This window comes from Actinomadura sediminis, assembly GCF_042675525.1.
Taxonomy (GTDB): domain Bacteria; phylum Actinomycetota; class Actinomycetes; order Streptosporangiales; family Streptosporangiaceae; genus Spirillospora; species Spirillospora sediminis.
In genome coordinates this window covers 43702-58045 of the sequence record NZ_JBHTJA010000042.1, presented here as the reverse complement: position 1 = coordinate 58045, position 14344 = coordinate 43702, and the positions used below count along the sequence as shown (strand labels likewise).

The following is a 14344-nucleotide window of genomic DNA, read 5'->3' as shown; positions in this document are numbered from 1 at the left end:
CTCGGCGGCGCGGCGCTCCACCTCCGCGGCCACCGGCGCGGGCAGCCACCCGACGCCCTGCAGGGACGGTTCGTCCGGCCCCGTCCGTCCGAGCGCGTCCAGCAGCTCGGCGGCGGACGGGCGCGCGGACGGTTCGGGCCGCAGGCAGGCGGCGACCAGGTCGCGCGGCCACGGCCCGGGCACCGCGCCGAGGTCCGCCTCGCCGGCCAGCACCCGCGACTGCCGGGCGTGCGCCGCGCCCGTCCCGAACGGTTCGACGCCCGTCGCCGCGTACGCGAGGGTCGCGCCGAGGGCGAACACGTCGCCGGGCGGGCCGACCCGCTCGCCCCGCACCTGCTCGGGGCCCATGTACCCGGCCGTCCCGATCGGCGCGCCCGCCCGGGTGATCGCGGTGGCGCCGTCCGGCCGCGCGATGCCGAAGTCGATGACCCGGGGGCCGCCCGCGGTCAGCAGCACGTTGCCCGGCTTCAGGTCGCGGTGCACGAGGCCCGCGCGGTGGATCGCGGCGAGCGCCTCGGCGAGCCCGGCGGCCAGCGCGCGCAGCGCGTCCGGCGGCAGCGGGCCGAACCCCGCGACCGCCTCCCGCAGCGACGGGCCCGGCAGGTACGCGGTCGCGAGCCAGGGCGTGGGGGCGTCCGGGTCGGCGTCCAGCACCGGCGCGGTGAAGGCGCCCGCGACGGCGCGGGCCGCGCCGACCTCGCGCCGGAACCGGGCCCGGTACCGGTCCTCGCCGACGAACCGGCGGTGCACGACCTTGACGGCCACCGGCCGCCCGCCGCGCGACCGGCCCAGGTAGACGACGCCCATGCCGCCCGCGCCGAGCCGCGCCACCACCCGGTACGGGCCGATCCTGCGCGGATCGTCCGGCTGCAGCGGCTCCACCGGGGCTGACCCTCCGTGCGACGTCGGATACGGCCCCGAAAGGCTAGCGCCCCCCGGTGCCGCCCGCGCGGGCGTTCCGGAGGGCGCCGCCGCCGGGTCCCCGAGCCGGCCGCCGGGCGGCGCGGTGGCGGGGTCGGGCGGCGGTCAGGAGACCTCGTTGATCTCCTCGGGGCGCTGGCCCGTGACCAGGTAGACGACGTTCTCGGCGACGTGGACGGCGTGGTCGGCGAAGCGCTCGAAGTACCGGCCCGCGAGGGTGATGTCGACGGCCGGCTCGACGCCGTGCGTCCACTTGGGGGAGAGCAGCTTGTCGAACAGGCGCCGGTGCAGGCGGTCCATCTGGTCGTCGTCGGCGTCGAGCTCCAGGCCCATCTCGACGTCCTGGGACGCGATCACGCTGCCCGCCTTCGCGATCATGCGTTCGGCGATCTGCCCCATCTCCAGGACGGTCGCCTGCAACTCGGGCGGGACGGCGGGTTCCGGGTGGCGGCGGCGGGCGGTCTTGGCGATGTGGACGGCCAGGTCGCCCATCCGCTCGAGATCGCCGCTCATCCGCAGCGTGGTGATGAGGGTGCGCAGGTCCCCGGCGACCGGCTGCTGCCGGGCCATCAGGTCGAACACCGTCTGCTCGATCTGGGCGTCGATCTTGTTGACCTGGTCGTCGGCGCTGATGACCTCCTCCGACAGCCGCAGATCGGCGTCCAGGAGAGCGGTCACCGCGCGGGCCATCGCGGAGCGGACGAGCCGCGTCATCTCGACCAGCTGGTCGCTGAGGGCGTCGAGCTCCTCGTGGTAGGCGTCGCGCAATTCGGATCCTCAGGGAGAAATCGTCGGAGGGGCAGGGCGAGTGGACGCACTCACCCACGCCATAGCATGCAGGACCAGCGTGAATGCGTCTGTATAAGAAGGTGAACTTTCGGGGAACGACACCGCCTTGACCTGCACGTTGGGACTACTTGGGTTCGATGCCCGCTTACCATCCGTGGTGTGGAGGTCGAGATTGTCGCGAGCCTGGTCGGGCTTGCCGGGCTCGCGATCGGGCTCGCGACGGGATTGGCGGTGCGCGTGAGCGAGCGAGCCCAGCGGACGGCGGCCCCGGTGACGCCCATGAGCGGCATGCCCCCGGGCATCGCGTCCGTGCTGAGCGTGCTGCGGTCCTCGGCCGTCGTCGTGGACGCCGAGGACCGGGTGCTGCGCGCCAGTTCGGCCGCCCGGGCGTTCGGCCTGGTCAGCGGGGACCGGCTCGTCGTGGACGAGCTGCTGGCCATGGCGCGGCTCGTCCGCCGCGACGGGGAGATCCGCGAAACCGAGATACAGGTCGTCCCGTCCCGCATCCGCGCCCGCGCCGAGGGCCGCTGGTTCGCGGTGCGCGTCGCGCCGCTCGGGTCGCACGGCCTCGTCCTGGTCCTCGCCGAGGACCTCACCGACATGCGCCGCACCGAGGCGATCCGCCGCGACTTCGTCGCCAACGTCAGCCACGAGCTGAAGACGCCCGTCGGGGCGCTGTCGCTGCTCGCCGAGACCGTCGAGGGCGCCGCCGACGACCCCGAGGCCGTGCGCCGGTTCGCCGGCCGCATGCAGATCGAGTCCGTCCGGTTGAACAACCTCGTGCAGGACCTCATGACCCTCTCCCGGGTGCAGGGCGACGAACCGCTGCCCGACCTCGCGCCGGTCCCGCTGGACGACGTCACCGCCGAGGCCCTCGACCGCTGCCAGATCAAGGCGTCCAGCAAGGAGATCGAGCTCGCCACCGGCGGCACCGCGGGCCTGCGCGTCCGCGGCGACGCCGAACTGCTGATCACCGCGCTGCGCAACCTCGTCGACAACGCCGTCGCCTACAGCCCCGAACGCACCCGCGTCGTCGTGTCGACCCGCCGCTGCGACGACCGGTTCGTCGAGATCAACGTGACCGATCAGGGCATCGGCATCCCCGAGGCCGAAGTGGAGCGGATCTTCGAGCGGTTCTACCGGGTGGATCCGGCCCGCTCCCGCCAGACCGGCGGCACCGGCCTCGGCCTGGCCATCGTCAAGCACGTCACCAGCAAACACGGCGGGGACGTTACGGTGTGGAGCAAGGAGGGGTCCGGGTCGACGTTCACGATCCGGCTCCCGCTGCTCGACCCGCCCGTCCCCGCCGCCCTGAAAATCGCCCGGGAGGCAACACCGTGACCCGCGTTCTCGTCGTTGAAGACGAGGAGTCGTACAGCGACGCATTGGCGTACAACCTGCGCAAGGAGGGCTTCGAGGTGGCCGTGGCCGCCACCGGGCCCGACGCGCTGGACATCTTCGAGCGCAACGGTGCCGACCTCGTGCTGCTCGACCTGATGCTGCCCGGGCTGCCCGGCACCGAGGTGTGCCGGGAGCTGCGCACGAGGTCCAACGTCCCGGTGATCATGCTGACCGCCAAGGACAGCGAGGTCGACAAGGTCGTGGGGCTCGAGCTCGGCGCCGACGACTACGTCACCAAGCCGTACTCCCCGCGCGAGCTCATCGCCCGCATGCGCGCCGTCCTGCGCCGCCAGGGCGAGGACGCCGAGCCCCTCCCCGCGACGCTCGAGGCCGGTCCCGTCCGGATGGACGTCGAACGGCACGTCGTCAGCGTCGGCGGCGACCCCGTCCAGCTCCCGCTGAAGGAGTTCGAGCTGCTGGAGGTCCTGCTCCGCAACGCGGGCCGGGTGCTCACCCGCATGCAGCTCATCGACCGGGTGTGGGGCGCGGACTACGTCGGCGACACCAAGACCCTGGACGTCCACATCAAGCGGCTCCGCGCCAAGATCGAGGAGACGCCGTCCACGCCCCGGTACATCGTCACCGTGCGGGGCCTGGGCTACAAGTTCGAGCCCTGATCGGCGCCGCCCCTCCGCCCCGGCCGCGACCGGGGCGAGGGGTCGCGGCCGAACGCGACGAGGCCCGGACGGCGAGCGATCCGCCGTCCGGGCCTCGTGCGTCGCGCCCCCGGCGGCCGGATCCGGGGACGTTCGGTGCGCGGGGCCTCGCGGGCATCGGCGCGAGCCCGGACGGCCCCGCCCCGACGCTCGTCCGGAGGCCCGGGACGCGGAGGGGGAAAGGCGACGGCCGGGCACCCCGTGAGGGTGCCCGGCCGTCGCGTGCGTCGTGCCGGTCAGTGGCCGCCCGCGGCGCCCTCGCCGGTCGCCGGGGTCTCCGTGCGGCCGGGGGTCTGCTCGCCGCCGCCCGGGCTCGGCTCGCCGGTCGGGTTCTGCTGGTTGTCCGGGGTCTGCCCGCCGGTCGGTGACTGCCCGGTGTCCGGGCGCGGGCTCGTCGTGCCCGGCTGCGCCGTGCCCTGCGGGCTGACCAGCGGGTACGTCGCGTACTCCTGCTGGTGCGGGACGAGCGGGACCTGGATCTCCGCGGCCCCGGCCTTCTCGAACTGCAACCGGATCGGCACCAGGGCGCCCGCGACCAGCTCCTGCTTCAGGCCGCTCAGGACCACGCGCGGCCGCGCCGTGCCCGGCCTGCCCGTCGCCGTCGGCGCGGCGTCCGGGGTGCCGGCGGTGTTCTCGGAGGTCGGCGACTGCGTGGCCTCCGACGTGGCGCCGGGGCCGGTCGGCTGCACGGTGGGCGTCGTCTCGCCCGCCTCCGCGGGCGGCGGCGTCTCCGACTGATCGCCGCGGCCGGGCGACGGCTCCGCCGTGTTCAGGGCGCCCTCGTCGAGCAGCTTGACCAGCCCGCCCTCGCCGTCCGGCTGCGCGGCCGGAAGCGGGACGGCGCCGCCCTGGATGCGGGCGTCGGCGAACATCGGCGAGCTGACCGCGACGAGGCGGTCCGCGCGTCCCTTCACCTGGTTGATGAGGACGCCGTACAGCGCCAGCGAGGAGCCCGTCGGCGTCGGCCGGCCGGGTTCCGGCCCGAGCAGGAACATGTTCCGCAGCGCGATCTCGGTCGGCCCCTCCTGCGGGACGGCGGCGTCGATGGCGGCGGTCAGGCGGGTGGGGGCGGCGCTCTGCGGGGTCATGCCGGCGCCGCAGCCGGAGATCACCGGCGCGATGGCGACGGCGCCCGCGACGGCGAGCGTGACCACTCGACGGCTGTTACGGATCACGGCGTCGGTCTCCTCGTGGATAAGGCGTTGAGATCGGAAGATCGGCGTGAGACACGCCAGAGGAAGCGTAGCGAGGTCCGGCCGCGAACCCTGCTTCGGGGTGCCGACACGCGACGACCGCTCCGACAACCGCTCCGGGGAACGGCCGCGGCCCGGCGCGCCGCCCATGGCGTCCCGGGCGTCAGCCCACCGTCAGGTCCTTGATCTTCTGGTCCAGGTCCCTGCCCGCTTTCGGGTCCGGAACCACATGGGCGACGATCCCGTCCGGCTTGATCAGCACCGCGGTGAGCGCCGCGCCGGGCTTCGGCGCGTACGCGGCGGCCAGCAGGCCCCGCTCGTCCTCCACGACCAGCGGGGCGCCCTGGTGGGCGGTGCCGGCGCACTTCTTGACGTCCTTCGGCGGGACGGGCTCGCGGCCGCCGGCGCCGCGCGGATCGGGGACGAGCCAGAAGTTGAGCTGCGGCGCCCCCGTCCGGGCGGCGAGCTCGGCGATCAGCGGCCCGCAGCGGAACCCGGGCGGGACGATGCCGATCACCCCCGGACGCATCTCCCGCATCGGCTTGACCGACCCGTCCGCCAGCGTCACGTTCCCCGCCGGGAGCAGGCCGCCGACCTCCCCGGCGCTCGCGGTCGGGTTCGGGGCGAGCCGCGCGGTCGTCGGGCGGGGCGCGGGCTGCGGGCCGAACGTCGTCATCAGCACCCCGCTGATCAGCGCGACCAGCAGCGCGCCCGCGATGATCGGGACGGCGACGCCGAAGCGGGTGAGCGGGCCGGTGACCCGGCGGACCCGCGCCCGGCGCCGGCGGCGGCGCTCCTCCCGGCGGTAGGCGAGGACGTCGCGGTCGAGTTCGCGGGCGTCGTCGGGCACCACGATGTCGACGCGCGGAAGCCCGTAGTCGTCCGGGTCCGGGTCGCCGTCCGACCTCACGCCAGCATCACCATCCTCGATCCGCCGGTGACCGTCGTCCGCCTCCGTGGGAAGTGCGAATGTCCCGTTTGTGGTCCTTCCGGCGCTTCGTACCCGCGCTACGCGGCAGGCTCACCTTCCAGTATGAGGTGCTTGCGGGCGAAGCGCCGAAGCCTTCCCGGGGCGGGGTCTTGCCGTCCGCGCCGCCCGCCGGATAAGGGTCTCCGGGCCGCACGGACGTGACCGGACGGTCGCGTCACGTGACCGGAACAGGGGGCCGATGCACCATCAACGAGCTTTGTCAATGGTCCTATATGGGGGTTGACCTGCGCATATGCCGTCAAGGCCGGTGCGGCCTCGTTCGTTTACGTGCTATCCTGGTTCTAGCGGAAGGGGTACTTGTCACATGACTTTCCAGGTCGGCGACACCGTCGTCTACCCCCACCACGGGGCTGCTCGGATCGAGGCCATCGAGACTCGCACCATCAAGGGTGAGGAAAAGACCTATCTGGTCTTGAAGGTCGACAAGGGCGACCTGACAGTACAGGTTCCGGTTGAGAACGTCGAGGACGTGGGTGTCCGCGACGTGGTCGGCCAGGAGGGTCTGGAGAAGGTGTTCGAGGTGCTGCGCGCACCCTACACCGAGGAGCCCACCAACTGGTCGCGCCGGTACAAGGCGAACCTTGAGAAGCTCGCGTCCGGCGACGTCAACAAGGTCGCGGAGGTCGTCCGCGACCTGTGGCGGCGCGACAAGGAGCGCGGCCTGTCGGCCGGTGAGAAGCGCATGCTCGCCAAGGCCCGGCAGATCCTGGTCAGCGAGCTCGCGCTCGCCGAGAAGACCAACGAGGACAAGGCCGAAGCGCTGCTCGACGAGGTCCTGGCCGGCTGAGTTGGGCGCACGGTTTCCCCGGGTGGGCGTCGGTGTCGACGTCCACCCGTTCTCGTCGGAGCCGCGCCCGCTGTGGGTCGCCGGGCTGGAATGGCCCGGCGAGGGCCACGGCCTGGCCGGGCACTCCGACGGCGACGTCGCCGCGCACGCCGCCTGCGACGCGCTCCTGTCGGCCTGCGGCCTCGGCGACCTCGGCGCCGTCTTCGGCACCGACGACCCCCGCTGGTCGGGCGCGTCCGGCGTGACCCTGCTGCGCGAGGTCGCCCGCCTCGCCGACGAGGCCGGATACGACATCGGCAACGTCGCGATCCAGGTCATCGGCAACCGCCCGAAGATCGGCAAACGGCGCGACGAGGCCGCGAAGACCCTCGCGGAGGCCCTCGGCGGCGCCGACGTGTCGATCTCCGCGACCACCACCGACGGGCTCGGCCTCACCGGCCGCGGCGAAGGGCTCGCCGCCATCGCGAACGCCCTCGTCGTCCCGCGGTCATAGCCGCGACGGCAGCACCGTCCCCGACACCTCGCCCAGCGAGATCGCCGCGCCCCCGGCTCCCGGCGCCGACGCCCGCACCGTCACCGTGTCGCCGTCCTCCAGGAACGTGCGTTTCATGCCGTCGAGCTCCAGCGGCTCCCGGCCGTTCCAGCTCAGCTCCAGCAGGCATCCCCGGTGCTCCCGCTCCGGCCCCGACACCGTCCCGGACGCGAACAGATCGCCCGTCCGCAGCGGTGTCCCGTTGGCGGTCGCGTGCGCGAGCTGCTGCGGCGACGTCCAGTACATCGCCGCGAACGGCGGCCGCGCCGCCACCCGCCCGTTGATCAGCACCTCCATGCGCAGATCCAGCCCCCACGGCTCGTCGCACCGCAGGTAGTGCAGCGGCTCCGGGTCCTGCGCCGGCGGCTCCACCCGCGCCGCCTCCAGCGCCGCGACCGGCACCACCCACGGCGAGATCGACGTCGCGAACGACTTGCTCAGGAACGGCCCCAGCGGCGCGCTCTCCCACGCCTGCAGATCCCGGGCGCTCCAGTCGTTCACCAGGACGAACCCGAACACGTGATCGCGGAACGCCCACGTCGGCACGCCCCGTCCCGTGCCCGACGGCACCCCCGCCACGAACCCGACCTCCGCCTCGAAGTCCAGCCGCAGCGACGGCCCGAACACCGGCTCGTCCTCGTCGCCGGCCCGCCGCTGCCCCGACGGCCGCGCGATCGGCGTCCCGGACGGGAACACCGTCCCCGCGCGCCCGTGGTACGCGACCGGCAGCCGCTTCCAGTTCGGCGCGAGCGCCTCCCGGTCCGGGCGGAACATCCGCCCCACGTTCGCCGCGTGGTACTCGGACGAGTAGAAGTCCACGTAGTCCGCGACCTCGAACGGCCGGAGCAGCCCGACGTCCCGCAGCGGCACCAGATGCGGCTCCACCCGCTCCCGGAACCCCGCGTTCGTCAGCAGCTCGACGAGCCTGTCCCGGTTCGCCCGCCAGGCCGGACGCCCCGCCGCCATGAACGCGTTCAGCGACCCCGACGCGAACCACCGCCGCCCGTCGACCAGCCCGTCCGCCGACAGCCCCGCCAGATCCAGCACCCGGTCGCCGATCGCCACCCCCACGCGCGGCAGCTCCCCCCGCCGCGAGAACACCCCGTACGGCAGGTTGCCGATGCCGAACCCGCCGTCCGCGGCGCTCTCCACCCACGATTCGGTCGTCATGGAGACAGGTGTTCCCCGTTGTCGCGCATTCTGACCAGCCCGAGATCGTCGAGTCCCCGCACGAGCCCCGCCACGTCCGCCACCGCGAACCCCGTGAACGCCCGCCGCACGTCCCCGGCGGCCTCCGGGCCCAGCCCCCGCACCCCGTCCGCCAGCACGTCCGCCGGACCGGGTGCTCGCACCGCGGACGGGCGTCCCCCGCCGCCGGCCGCGTCGGGACGGTCCGGGGCGGACGGCTCGACGCCCGCCGTGAGCAGCACGACGCGGAGCAGGAGCGCCGGTGACGCGTGCGCCGCGGTGCACGTGAACGGCAGCTCGCGCTTCCGGCAGGCCGGGACGAACTCCGCCGCGTCCTCGGCCCGGAACTCGGCCCCGAGCGGGGCGCCGCGGGCGCGGGCGGCGGCGATCCGGTCGAGGGCCGCGAGCCGCCCGGGCCGGTGCCGGACGCCGATGAACGCGGGCACGTCCCCGGGGAGCCGCGCGATCGTCACGGCGGCGGCGCGCGCCTGATCGGCGTCCGGCGGCAGCGCGACGTGCACCGACACCGGCCGGACCCGCGGCTCGGCGCGCATCCCGTCCAGGACGCCCGGCAGCCCGTCCGTCCCGGCACCGGCGAGGACCGCGAGATCGAGCAGATCCTCCGGCACCAGATGGCGCCGCAGCTCCCCGAACCGCGCGGCCGGGCACCGCAGCCGCCCCACCGGCCGATGCTCCGCGAACCCCCGGTACGCGCGCAACGCCTCGCCCGCGGACGCGCCGCACGCGTCGAGCGCGGCGTCGTCGACGAGTCCCTCGAACACCATCCCCGAGACCTACCCCCGATCCCGCCCCCGAACGAGGGACGGCCCGTCCGGGCGGGCGTCAGCCGGCGGGCGGGGTGGGGCCGCTGCGGAAGGTCGTGGACGGCGGCGGGTGCGGCTCCCAGCGGTCGTCGGGGTCCGCGCCGGCGTCCGGGTCCTCGGCGCGGTCGGCGTCCGGGGTCTCGGAGTCGTGGTCGTCGAGGTCGGGCACGACGATGTCGGGCCGCGTCGTGCGCGCCTGCGCACGCGCACCGCGCGGCGGGCGCCCGGCGGCGCGCGCCACCTCGACGTCGGTCGGGAGCAGGGCCGGGACGGGCCGCGGCACCTCCTCCGGCTCGCGCTCGACGACCGGTTCGTCCGCCCACGCGGGCTCGTACCCCGGCGTGCGCCGGTGCCCGAGCCCCGACTCGCCCTCCGCCGACTCGTCCCGCGAGCTCTCGCCGGGCCGCCCCTCCCGCGCGGCTTCGGGCTCCCGTGCGGAGTCGGCCTCCCGCGCGGGTTCGTGCGCTTGTGCGGGTTCGTCTTCCCAACTCGGCTCGTTCCCCCGCGCCGGCTCGTTCCCCCGCGCCGGCTCGTCCTCCCGTGCGGGTTCGGGCTCCCAGACGGCCTCGTGTGCCCAGGCGGGCCCGTCCTCCCGCGCGGAGTCGGTCAACTGTGCGGGCCCGTCCTCCCGTGCGGGTTCGTCCTCCCGTGTCCGGGCGGGCGTGTGGGGCGGCGGGTCCGCGGGGGGCGGTTCGGTCGCCCAAGTGCGGTCGTGCGGGGTGCGGTCGTGCGGGGTGCGTTCGGGCTCGTCCGCCGGTTCGAGCGCGGGGACGGGCGGTGCGGGGGCGCCCGCGCGGGGGCGGGCGGGCTCGAGCACGGGGCCCGGTTCGACGAACGCCTCGTCCGGTTCGTCGAGCGGGAGTTCGTCCGGTGCGGGCGCGCGGGACGCCGGGACGACGCCCGGCAGGATGTCGAGGCCGGACGGACGCGCGGTGCCTTCGTCCTCCGGGAAGGGCAGGGCGGGGGCGTCCTCCGGTTCGGCGGACGCCTCGAGCGCGGGCAGCACCTTGACGTGGCCGCGCTGGGGCTCGACGGCCTCGGCGGGTTCGGCGCCCGGGCGGGCGACGCGGACCTGCTTGAACATCGTGAGCCACAGCCAGACGGCGAGGACGAGCATGACGTGCGGGGCGACGGCGACGCCCGCGCGGACGGGGTCGTCCGGGAGGGAGTCGAGGCCCCAGACGGCGTCCTGGACGGCGAGGGCGGCGAGTCCGGCGGCGAGCAGCAGGAGCAGCGCCCAGCGGAGCAGCCGCGTCCACCAGCGGGCGCCCCGGGTGACGACGAGCGACAGCAGCGTCACGCCGATCAGCGCGTCGGCCATCGCGGGGTAGATCGGTGCCCAGCGGTCGTCCACCCGCCCGGCGACGGCGAGGCCGCGCAGCGTGTCGTAGGTGAGCGCGAACGCGGCGGCGGCGAGCGCGGCGACGACGAGCCCGGCGGTCGCGGTGAGCAGCAGGCGCTGGGCGCGGCCGTAGCGGGCGGCGGGGGCGGGCGGGACGGGGTCGGTCGGCATGGCTCTCGTTCCGGGGGTTCGCGCCTGAGGGGTGATCTCCTTGTGAGGTTAGCCAGCCGGGGCGGCGCCGACTGCCCACTTCACCGTGATCATCTCGCGCTGCGTACGTTATGGGCCCCGACGTACGGTATGGGGAAACGTTCGGGTGGGGAGGGAGATCCCGTGCAGCGTGCAACCGATCGCAGGCGCGGGGTTTCCGCGCGCCCGCGGGTCCGGCGTCGTCCGGCCGGGTAGCGCGGTGGTGGTCTCCGGGGGCCGGCTGGGCGCGCCGGTCCGGACGTTCGACGCCCGTCCGGCCCGCCGCGGCGCGCTGGTCCGGCTGGCGGCGTGCGTGCTCGCGGCGGCGGCGTTGACCCCGCTCGCGGTGTGGGCGCTGGTCACGGGCCGGTGGGGGCTCGGGACGTCCGCGGCGCTGCTCGGCATGGCGTACGCGGGCGCGGCGGGCTGGATCGCCGGACGGGACGGCCTGTGGTCGGGCGTCCGCGTGGTGTCCCTGCACCCCGGGGGGATCGCGGTCGGCGCCGCCGAGTACGCGTGGGACGAGCTGGAGTCGGTCACCGTGTCCGGCGTCCAGCGCGGCGGGCGCGTCCGCTGGCGGTTCGCGGTCGCCGCGGCGGACGGGCGCGTCCTGCGGTTCGGCGATCCGCTGCCGGACGTGCGGGAACTCGGGGAGGCGATCGCCGGGGAGGTCGCGGACCGCAAGCTCGCCCGGCACCTGGCGGCCCTCCGGTGCGGCGAGCCGGTGCGGCTCGGGCCGTTCGCCGTCGATCTGGACGGTGTCGAGAAGGACGGCGAGCGGCTGCCGTGGAAGGCCGTCCGGGACGTGACGATCGACAACGGGCTCGTGTCCGTGTCGGGGCCGGGCGTGACGCTGGCCGCGCTCGCCGGCCAGGTGCCGGACGCGCTCGTCTTCACCGCCCTGTGTTCGCAGGTCAGCGCCCTCCAGGAATTTTCCTAGGGATTTTTCCGGCGAGAATGTCGAGGGCCCGGCGGCGGCTCCGATCCTTCGGTGACGGCCGCCGAGCCGAGGCGGCGCGAACGAAGGAGACCACCGTGAAGTACATGCTGCTGATCTACAACCGGCCCGGGTTCGTCGAGGAGCTGACCGAGGACGAGCGCACCGCGCTGTTCGGCGAGGTCGACGCGATCATGAAGGAGCTGCAGGAGTCGGGCGAGCTGGTCGGCGGGCAGGCGCTCGTCGACCCGTCGGAGGCCCGGACGGTCCGGGGCGGCGCGTCCGCCGCGGCGCCGCCCGTCGTGACCGACGGCCCGTACCTCGAGGCCAAGGAGCACCTCGCCGGGTACATCACCGTCGACTGCGAGACGCTCGACCGGGCCGTGGAGATCGCGTCCCGCTGGCCGGACGTCCGGTTCGGCGGGTACATGGAGGTCCGGGGGATCATGGGCGAGTCCGGGACGGAGATGTGACGACCCCGGGGACGCCCCCGCCGGCGGGCCGCGCCGTCGAGGATCTGCTGCGCGCCCTCGCGCCGCAGGTCCTCGGCGCGCTCGTCCGGCGGCACGGCGCGGGCGCGTTCGACGCGTGCGAGGACGCCGTGCAGGAGGCGCTGCTCGCGGCCGCCGTCCAGTGGCCGGAGCGGGGCGTCCCCGAGCAGGCGCGCGGCTGGCTGGTGACCGTCGCGTCGCGGCGGCTCACCGACCAGTGGCGCAGCGAGCGGTCCCGCCGCGACCGGGAGGCGGCCGCGGCCCACGACGCCCCCGCGCACGACGCGCCCGCCGACGCCGACCGGCCCGCCGACCGCGACGACGCGCTCACCCTGCTGTTCCTGTGCTGCCACCCGGCGCTGACGCCGTCGTCGCAGGTCGCGCTGACGCTCCGCGCCGTCGGCGGGCTCACCACCGGGCAGATCGCGCAGGCGTTCCTCGTCCCCGAGGCGACGATGGCGCAGCGGATCAGTCGCGCCAAGCAGAAGATCAAGGCGGCGGGCGCCCGGTTCGCTCCGCCCCCGCCGGACGAACGGGACGCGCGCCTGCGCGCCGTCCTGCACGTCCTCTACCTGATCTTCAACGAGGGGTACACGGCGTCGAGCGGCCCGGACCTGCAGCGCGCGGACCTCACCGCCGAGGCGATCCGGCTGGCCCGCGACCTGCACCGGATGCTGCCCGGCGACGGCGAGGTGACCGGGCTGCTCGCGCTGCTGCTGCTCACCGACGCGCGCCGCGCCGCCCGCGGCGGCCCGGGAGGGACGCTCGTCCCGCTCACCGAGCAGGACCGGACGCGCTGGGACCGCGCGGCCATCGCCGAGGGGACCGCGCTGATCACCGACGCGCTGACCTGGTCGCCGCCCGGCCCGTACCAGCTCCAGGCCGCGATCGCCGCCGTGCACGCGGAGGCGGAACACGCCGACGACACCGACTGGCGGCAGATCCTCTCGCTCTACCGCGTCCTGTCCCACCTGGCGCCGAACCCGATGGTCACCCTCAACGAGGCCGTGGCGCTCGCGATGGTGCACGGCCCCCGCGCGGGCCTCGACCGGCTCGCCGAGCTGGACGGCGACGAGCGCGTCGCCGGGCACCACCGGCTCGCGGCCGTCCGCGCCCACCTGCTGGAGCGGGCCGGGGACCCGCGCGCCGCGCGCGAGGAGTACCGGCGGGCCGCCCGCGCCACCACCAGCCTCCCCGAACAGCGTTACCTGCGGGCCCGCATCGCGGGGCTCGCGCACGAAGGAGACGAATGATGCGCACCGACACCCTGAAGGTCCCCGGCGCGACCCTGTACTACGAGGTCCGCGGCTCCGGCCCCGTCCTCGTCCTGGTGTGCGGCGGCATCTACGACGCCGAGGGCTACGCGGCCCTCGCCGACCGCCTCGCCGACCGCTACACCGTCGTCACCTACGACCGCCGCGGCAACTCCCGGAGCCCGCTGGACGACCCGTCCTTCCTGCAGAGCGTGGACGACCACGCCGCAGACGTGGGCCGGCTCGCCGCCGTCACCGACGAGCCGGTGCACGTGTTCGGCAACAGCTCCGGCGCCGTGATCGCGCTGGAGTTCGCGCTCCGGCACCCCCGGTGGGCGGCCGGCGTCGTCGCCCACGAGCCGCCCTACCTGGGGCTCCTCCCGGACGGCGAGGACTGGCCCGGCGTCCTCCGGGAAGTCGCGGACGCCTTTCACGACGGCGGTGCCGGTCCCGCGATGGGCCGGTTCGGCGCGGCGATGCGGGCGGACGGCGACGCCCCGGCGGAGGAGCGGCCGGAGGGCCCGGCGCCCGATCCGGCGATGATGGCGCGTTTCGCGGCGAACACCGCCGTGTTCGTCGGGAACGAGCTGCCCGTGTTCGGCCTGCACCTCACCGACTTCGACGCCCTGCGCGCCCACCGGGACCGGATCGTCCTCGCGGTCGGCGCCGACTCGGCGGGGCAGCCGCCCGAGCGCGCCGCGCGGGCCGCCGCCGAACGCATCGGCGTCCCGGTCGAGACCTACCCCGGCGACCACGGTGGTTTCGGCCCGCACGCGCCCGAGTTCGCCGAACGGCTCCACGCGGTCTTCTCGGCGTGGCCGCGCGGGTCGTCCCTGATCCAATAACCTGG

Annotated in this window: 15 protein-coding genes; 8 read left to right on the top strand and 7 right to left on the bottom strand. The window is 75.2% G+C overall.

The features are described 5' to 3' along the window. A partial coding sequence (locus tag ACFQ11_RS20745) for a serine/threonine-protein kinase (RefSeq protein WP_378301025.1) occupies positions 1-882 on the bottom strand: 882 nt, incomplete at its 3' end. 144 nt (positions 883-1026) lie between these two features. Next, a complete protein-coding gene (phoU, locus tag ACFQ11_RS20740) occupies positions 1027-1689 on the bottom strand; it encodes a phosphate signaling complex protein PhoU (protein WP_378301023.1) in 663 nt (220 codons plus the stop codon). Between the two features lie 180 nt (positions 1690-1869). On the opposite strand from phoU, the gene ACFQ11_RS20735 reads away from it, so the two are divergent. After that, positions 1870-3051 (top strand): sensor histidine kinase, encoded by a 1182-nt coding sequence (locus ACFQ11_RS20735; protein WP_378301021.1) that lies wholly within the window; start codon positions 1870-1872, stop codon positions 3049-3051. Then, positions 3048-3728 (top strand): winged helix-turn-helix domain-containing protein, encoded by a 681-nt coding sequence (locus ACFQ11_RS20730; protein ID WP_378301020.1) that lies wholly within the window; start codon positions 3048-3050, stop codon positions 3726-3728. Before ACFQ11_RS20735 ends, ACFQ11_RS20730 begins: the two co-directional genes overlap by 4 nt. A gap of 275 nt (positions 3729-4003) precedes the next feature. On the opposite strand, the gene ACFQ11_RS20725 is transcribed toward ACFQ11_RS20730, so the two are convergent. After that, positions 4004-4942 carry a hypothetical protein gene (locus tag ACFQ11_RS20725; protein WP_378301019.1) on the bottom strand — a complete coding sequence of 313 codons (939 nt, stop codon included), beginning with the start codon at positions 4940-4942 and terminating at the stop codon, positions 4004-4006. A gap of 181 nt (positions 4943-5123) precedes the next feature. Further along, positions 5124-5870 (bottom strand): hypothetical protein, encoded by a 747-nt coding sequence (locus ACFQ11_RS20720; RefSeq protein WP_378301017.1) that lies wholly within the window; start codon positions 5868-5870, stop codon positions 5124-5126. A gap of 385 nt (positions 5871-6255) precedes the next feature. On the opposite strand from ACFQ11_RS20720, the gene ACFQ11_RS20715 reads away from it, so the two are divergent. After that, a complete protein-coding gene (locus ACFQ11_RS20715) occupies positions 6256-6738 on the top strand; it encodes a CarD family transcriptional regulator (RefSeq protein ID WP_026404819.1) in 483 nt (160 codons plus the stop codon). A 22-nt stretch (positions 6739-6760) separates the two neighbouring features. After that, complete coding sequence (ispF, locus tag ACFQ11_RS20710) at positions 6761-7231, top strand: 2-C-methyl-D-erythritol 2,4-cyclodiphosphate synthase (protein WP_378301014.1); 471 nt, start codon at positions 6761-6763, stop codon at positions 7229-7231. On the opposite strand, the gene fahA is transcribed toward ispF, so the two are convergent. The 3 genes from fahA to ACFQ11_RS20695 are packed head-to-tail and all read right to left on the bottom strand — an operon-like array spanning position 7226 to position 10795. After that, entirely contained in the window at positions 7226-8440 is a 1215-nt protein-coding gene (gene fahA, locus ACFQ11_RS20705; RefSeq protein WP_378301012.1) for a fumarylacetoacetase, read from the bottom strand. The two genes, ispF and fahA, sit on opposite strands and share 6 nt — an antisense overlap. Then, entirely contained in the window at positions 8437-9243 is an 807-nt protein-coding gene (locus tag ACFQ11_RS20700) for a hypothetical protein (protein WP_378301011.1), read from the bottom strand. The genes fahA and ACFQ11_RS20700 overlap by 4 nt, the downstream gene beginning before the upstream one ends. 58 nt (positions 9244-9301) lie before the next feature. After that, positions 9302-10795 (bottom strand): DUF2637 domain-containing protein, encoded by a 1494-nt coding sequence (locus ACFQ11_RS20695; protein WP_378301009.1) that lies wholly within the window; start codon positions 10793-10795, stop codon positions 9302-9304. A gap of 169 nt (positions 10796-10964) precedes the next feature. On the opposite strand from ACFQ11_RS20695, the gene ACFQ11_RS20690 reads away from it, so the two are divergent. From ACFQ11_RS20690 to ACFQ11_RS20675, 4 genes are all read left to right on the top strand, one after another. Beyond that, on the top strand, positions 10965-11753 hold the full coding sequence (locus ACFQ11_RS20690) for a DUF6585 family protein (protein ID WP_378301007.1): 789 nt from the start codon (positions 10965-10967) through the stop codon (positions 11751-11753). Between the two features lie 104 nt (positions 11754-11857). Then, the gene (locus tag ACFQ11_RS20685) at positions 11858-12223 is read left to right on the top strand and encodes a YciI family protein (protein WP_378301027.1); all 366 of its coding nucleotides are present in this window, start codon (positions 11858-11860) and stop codon (positions 12221-12223) included. Then, entirely contained in the window at positions 12220-13494 is a 1275-nt protein-coding gene (locus tag ACFQ11_RS20680; RefSeq protein ID WP_378301005.1) for an RNA polymerase sigma factor, read from the top strand. Before ACFQ11_RS20685 ends, ACFQ11_RS20680 begins: the two co-directional genes overlap by 4 nt. After that, the gene (locus ACFQ11_RS20675; protein WP_378301003.1) at positions 13494-14339 is read left to right on the top strand and encodes an alpha/beta fold hydrolase; all 846 of its coding nucleotides are present in this window, start codon (positions 13494-13496) and stop codon (positions 14337-14339) included. Before ACFQ11_RS20680 ends, ACFQ11_RS20675 begins: the two co-directional genes overlap by 1 nt. The last annotated feature ends 5 nt before the right edge of the window (positions 14340-14344 follow it).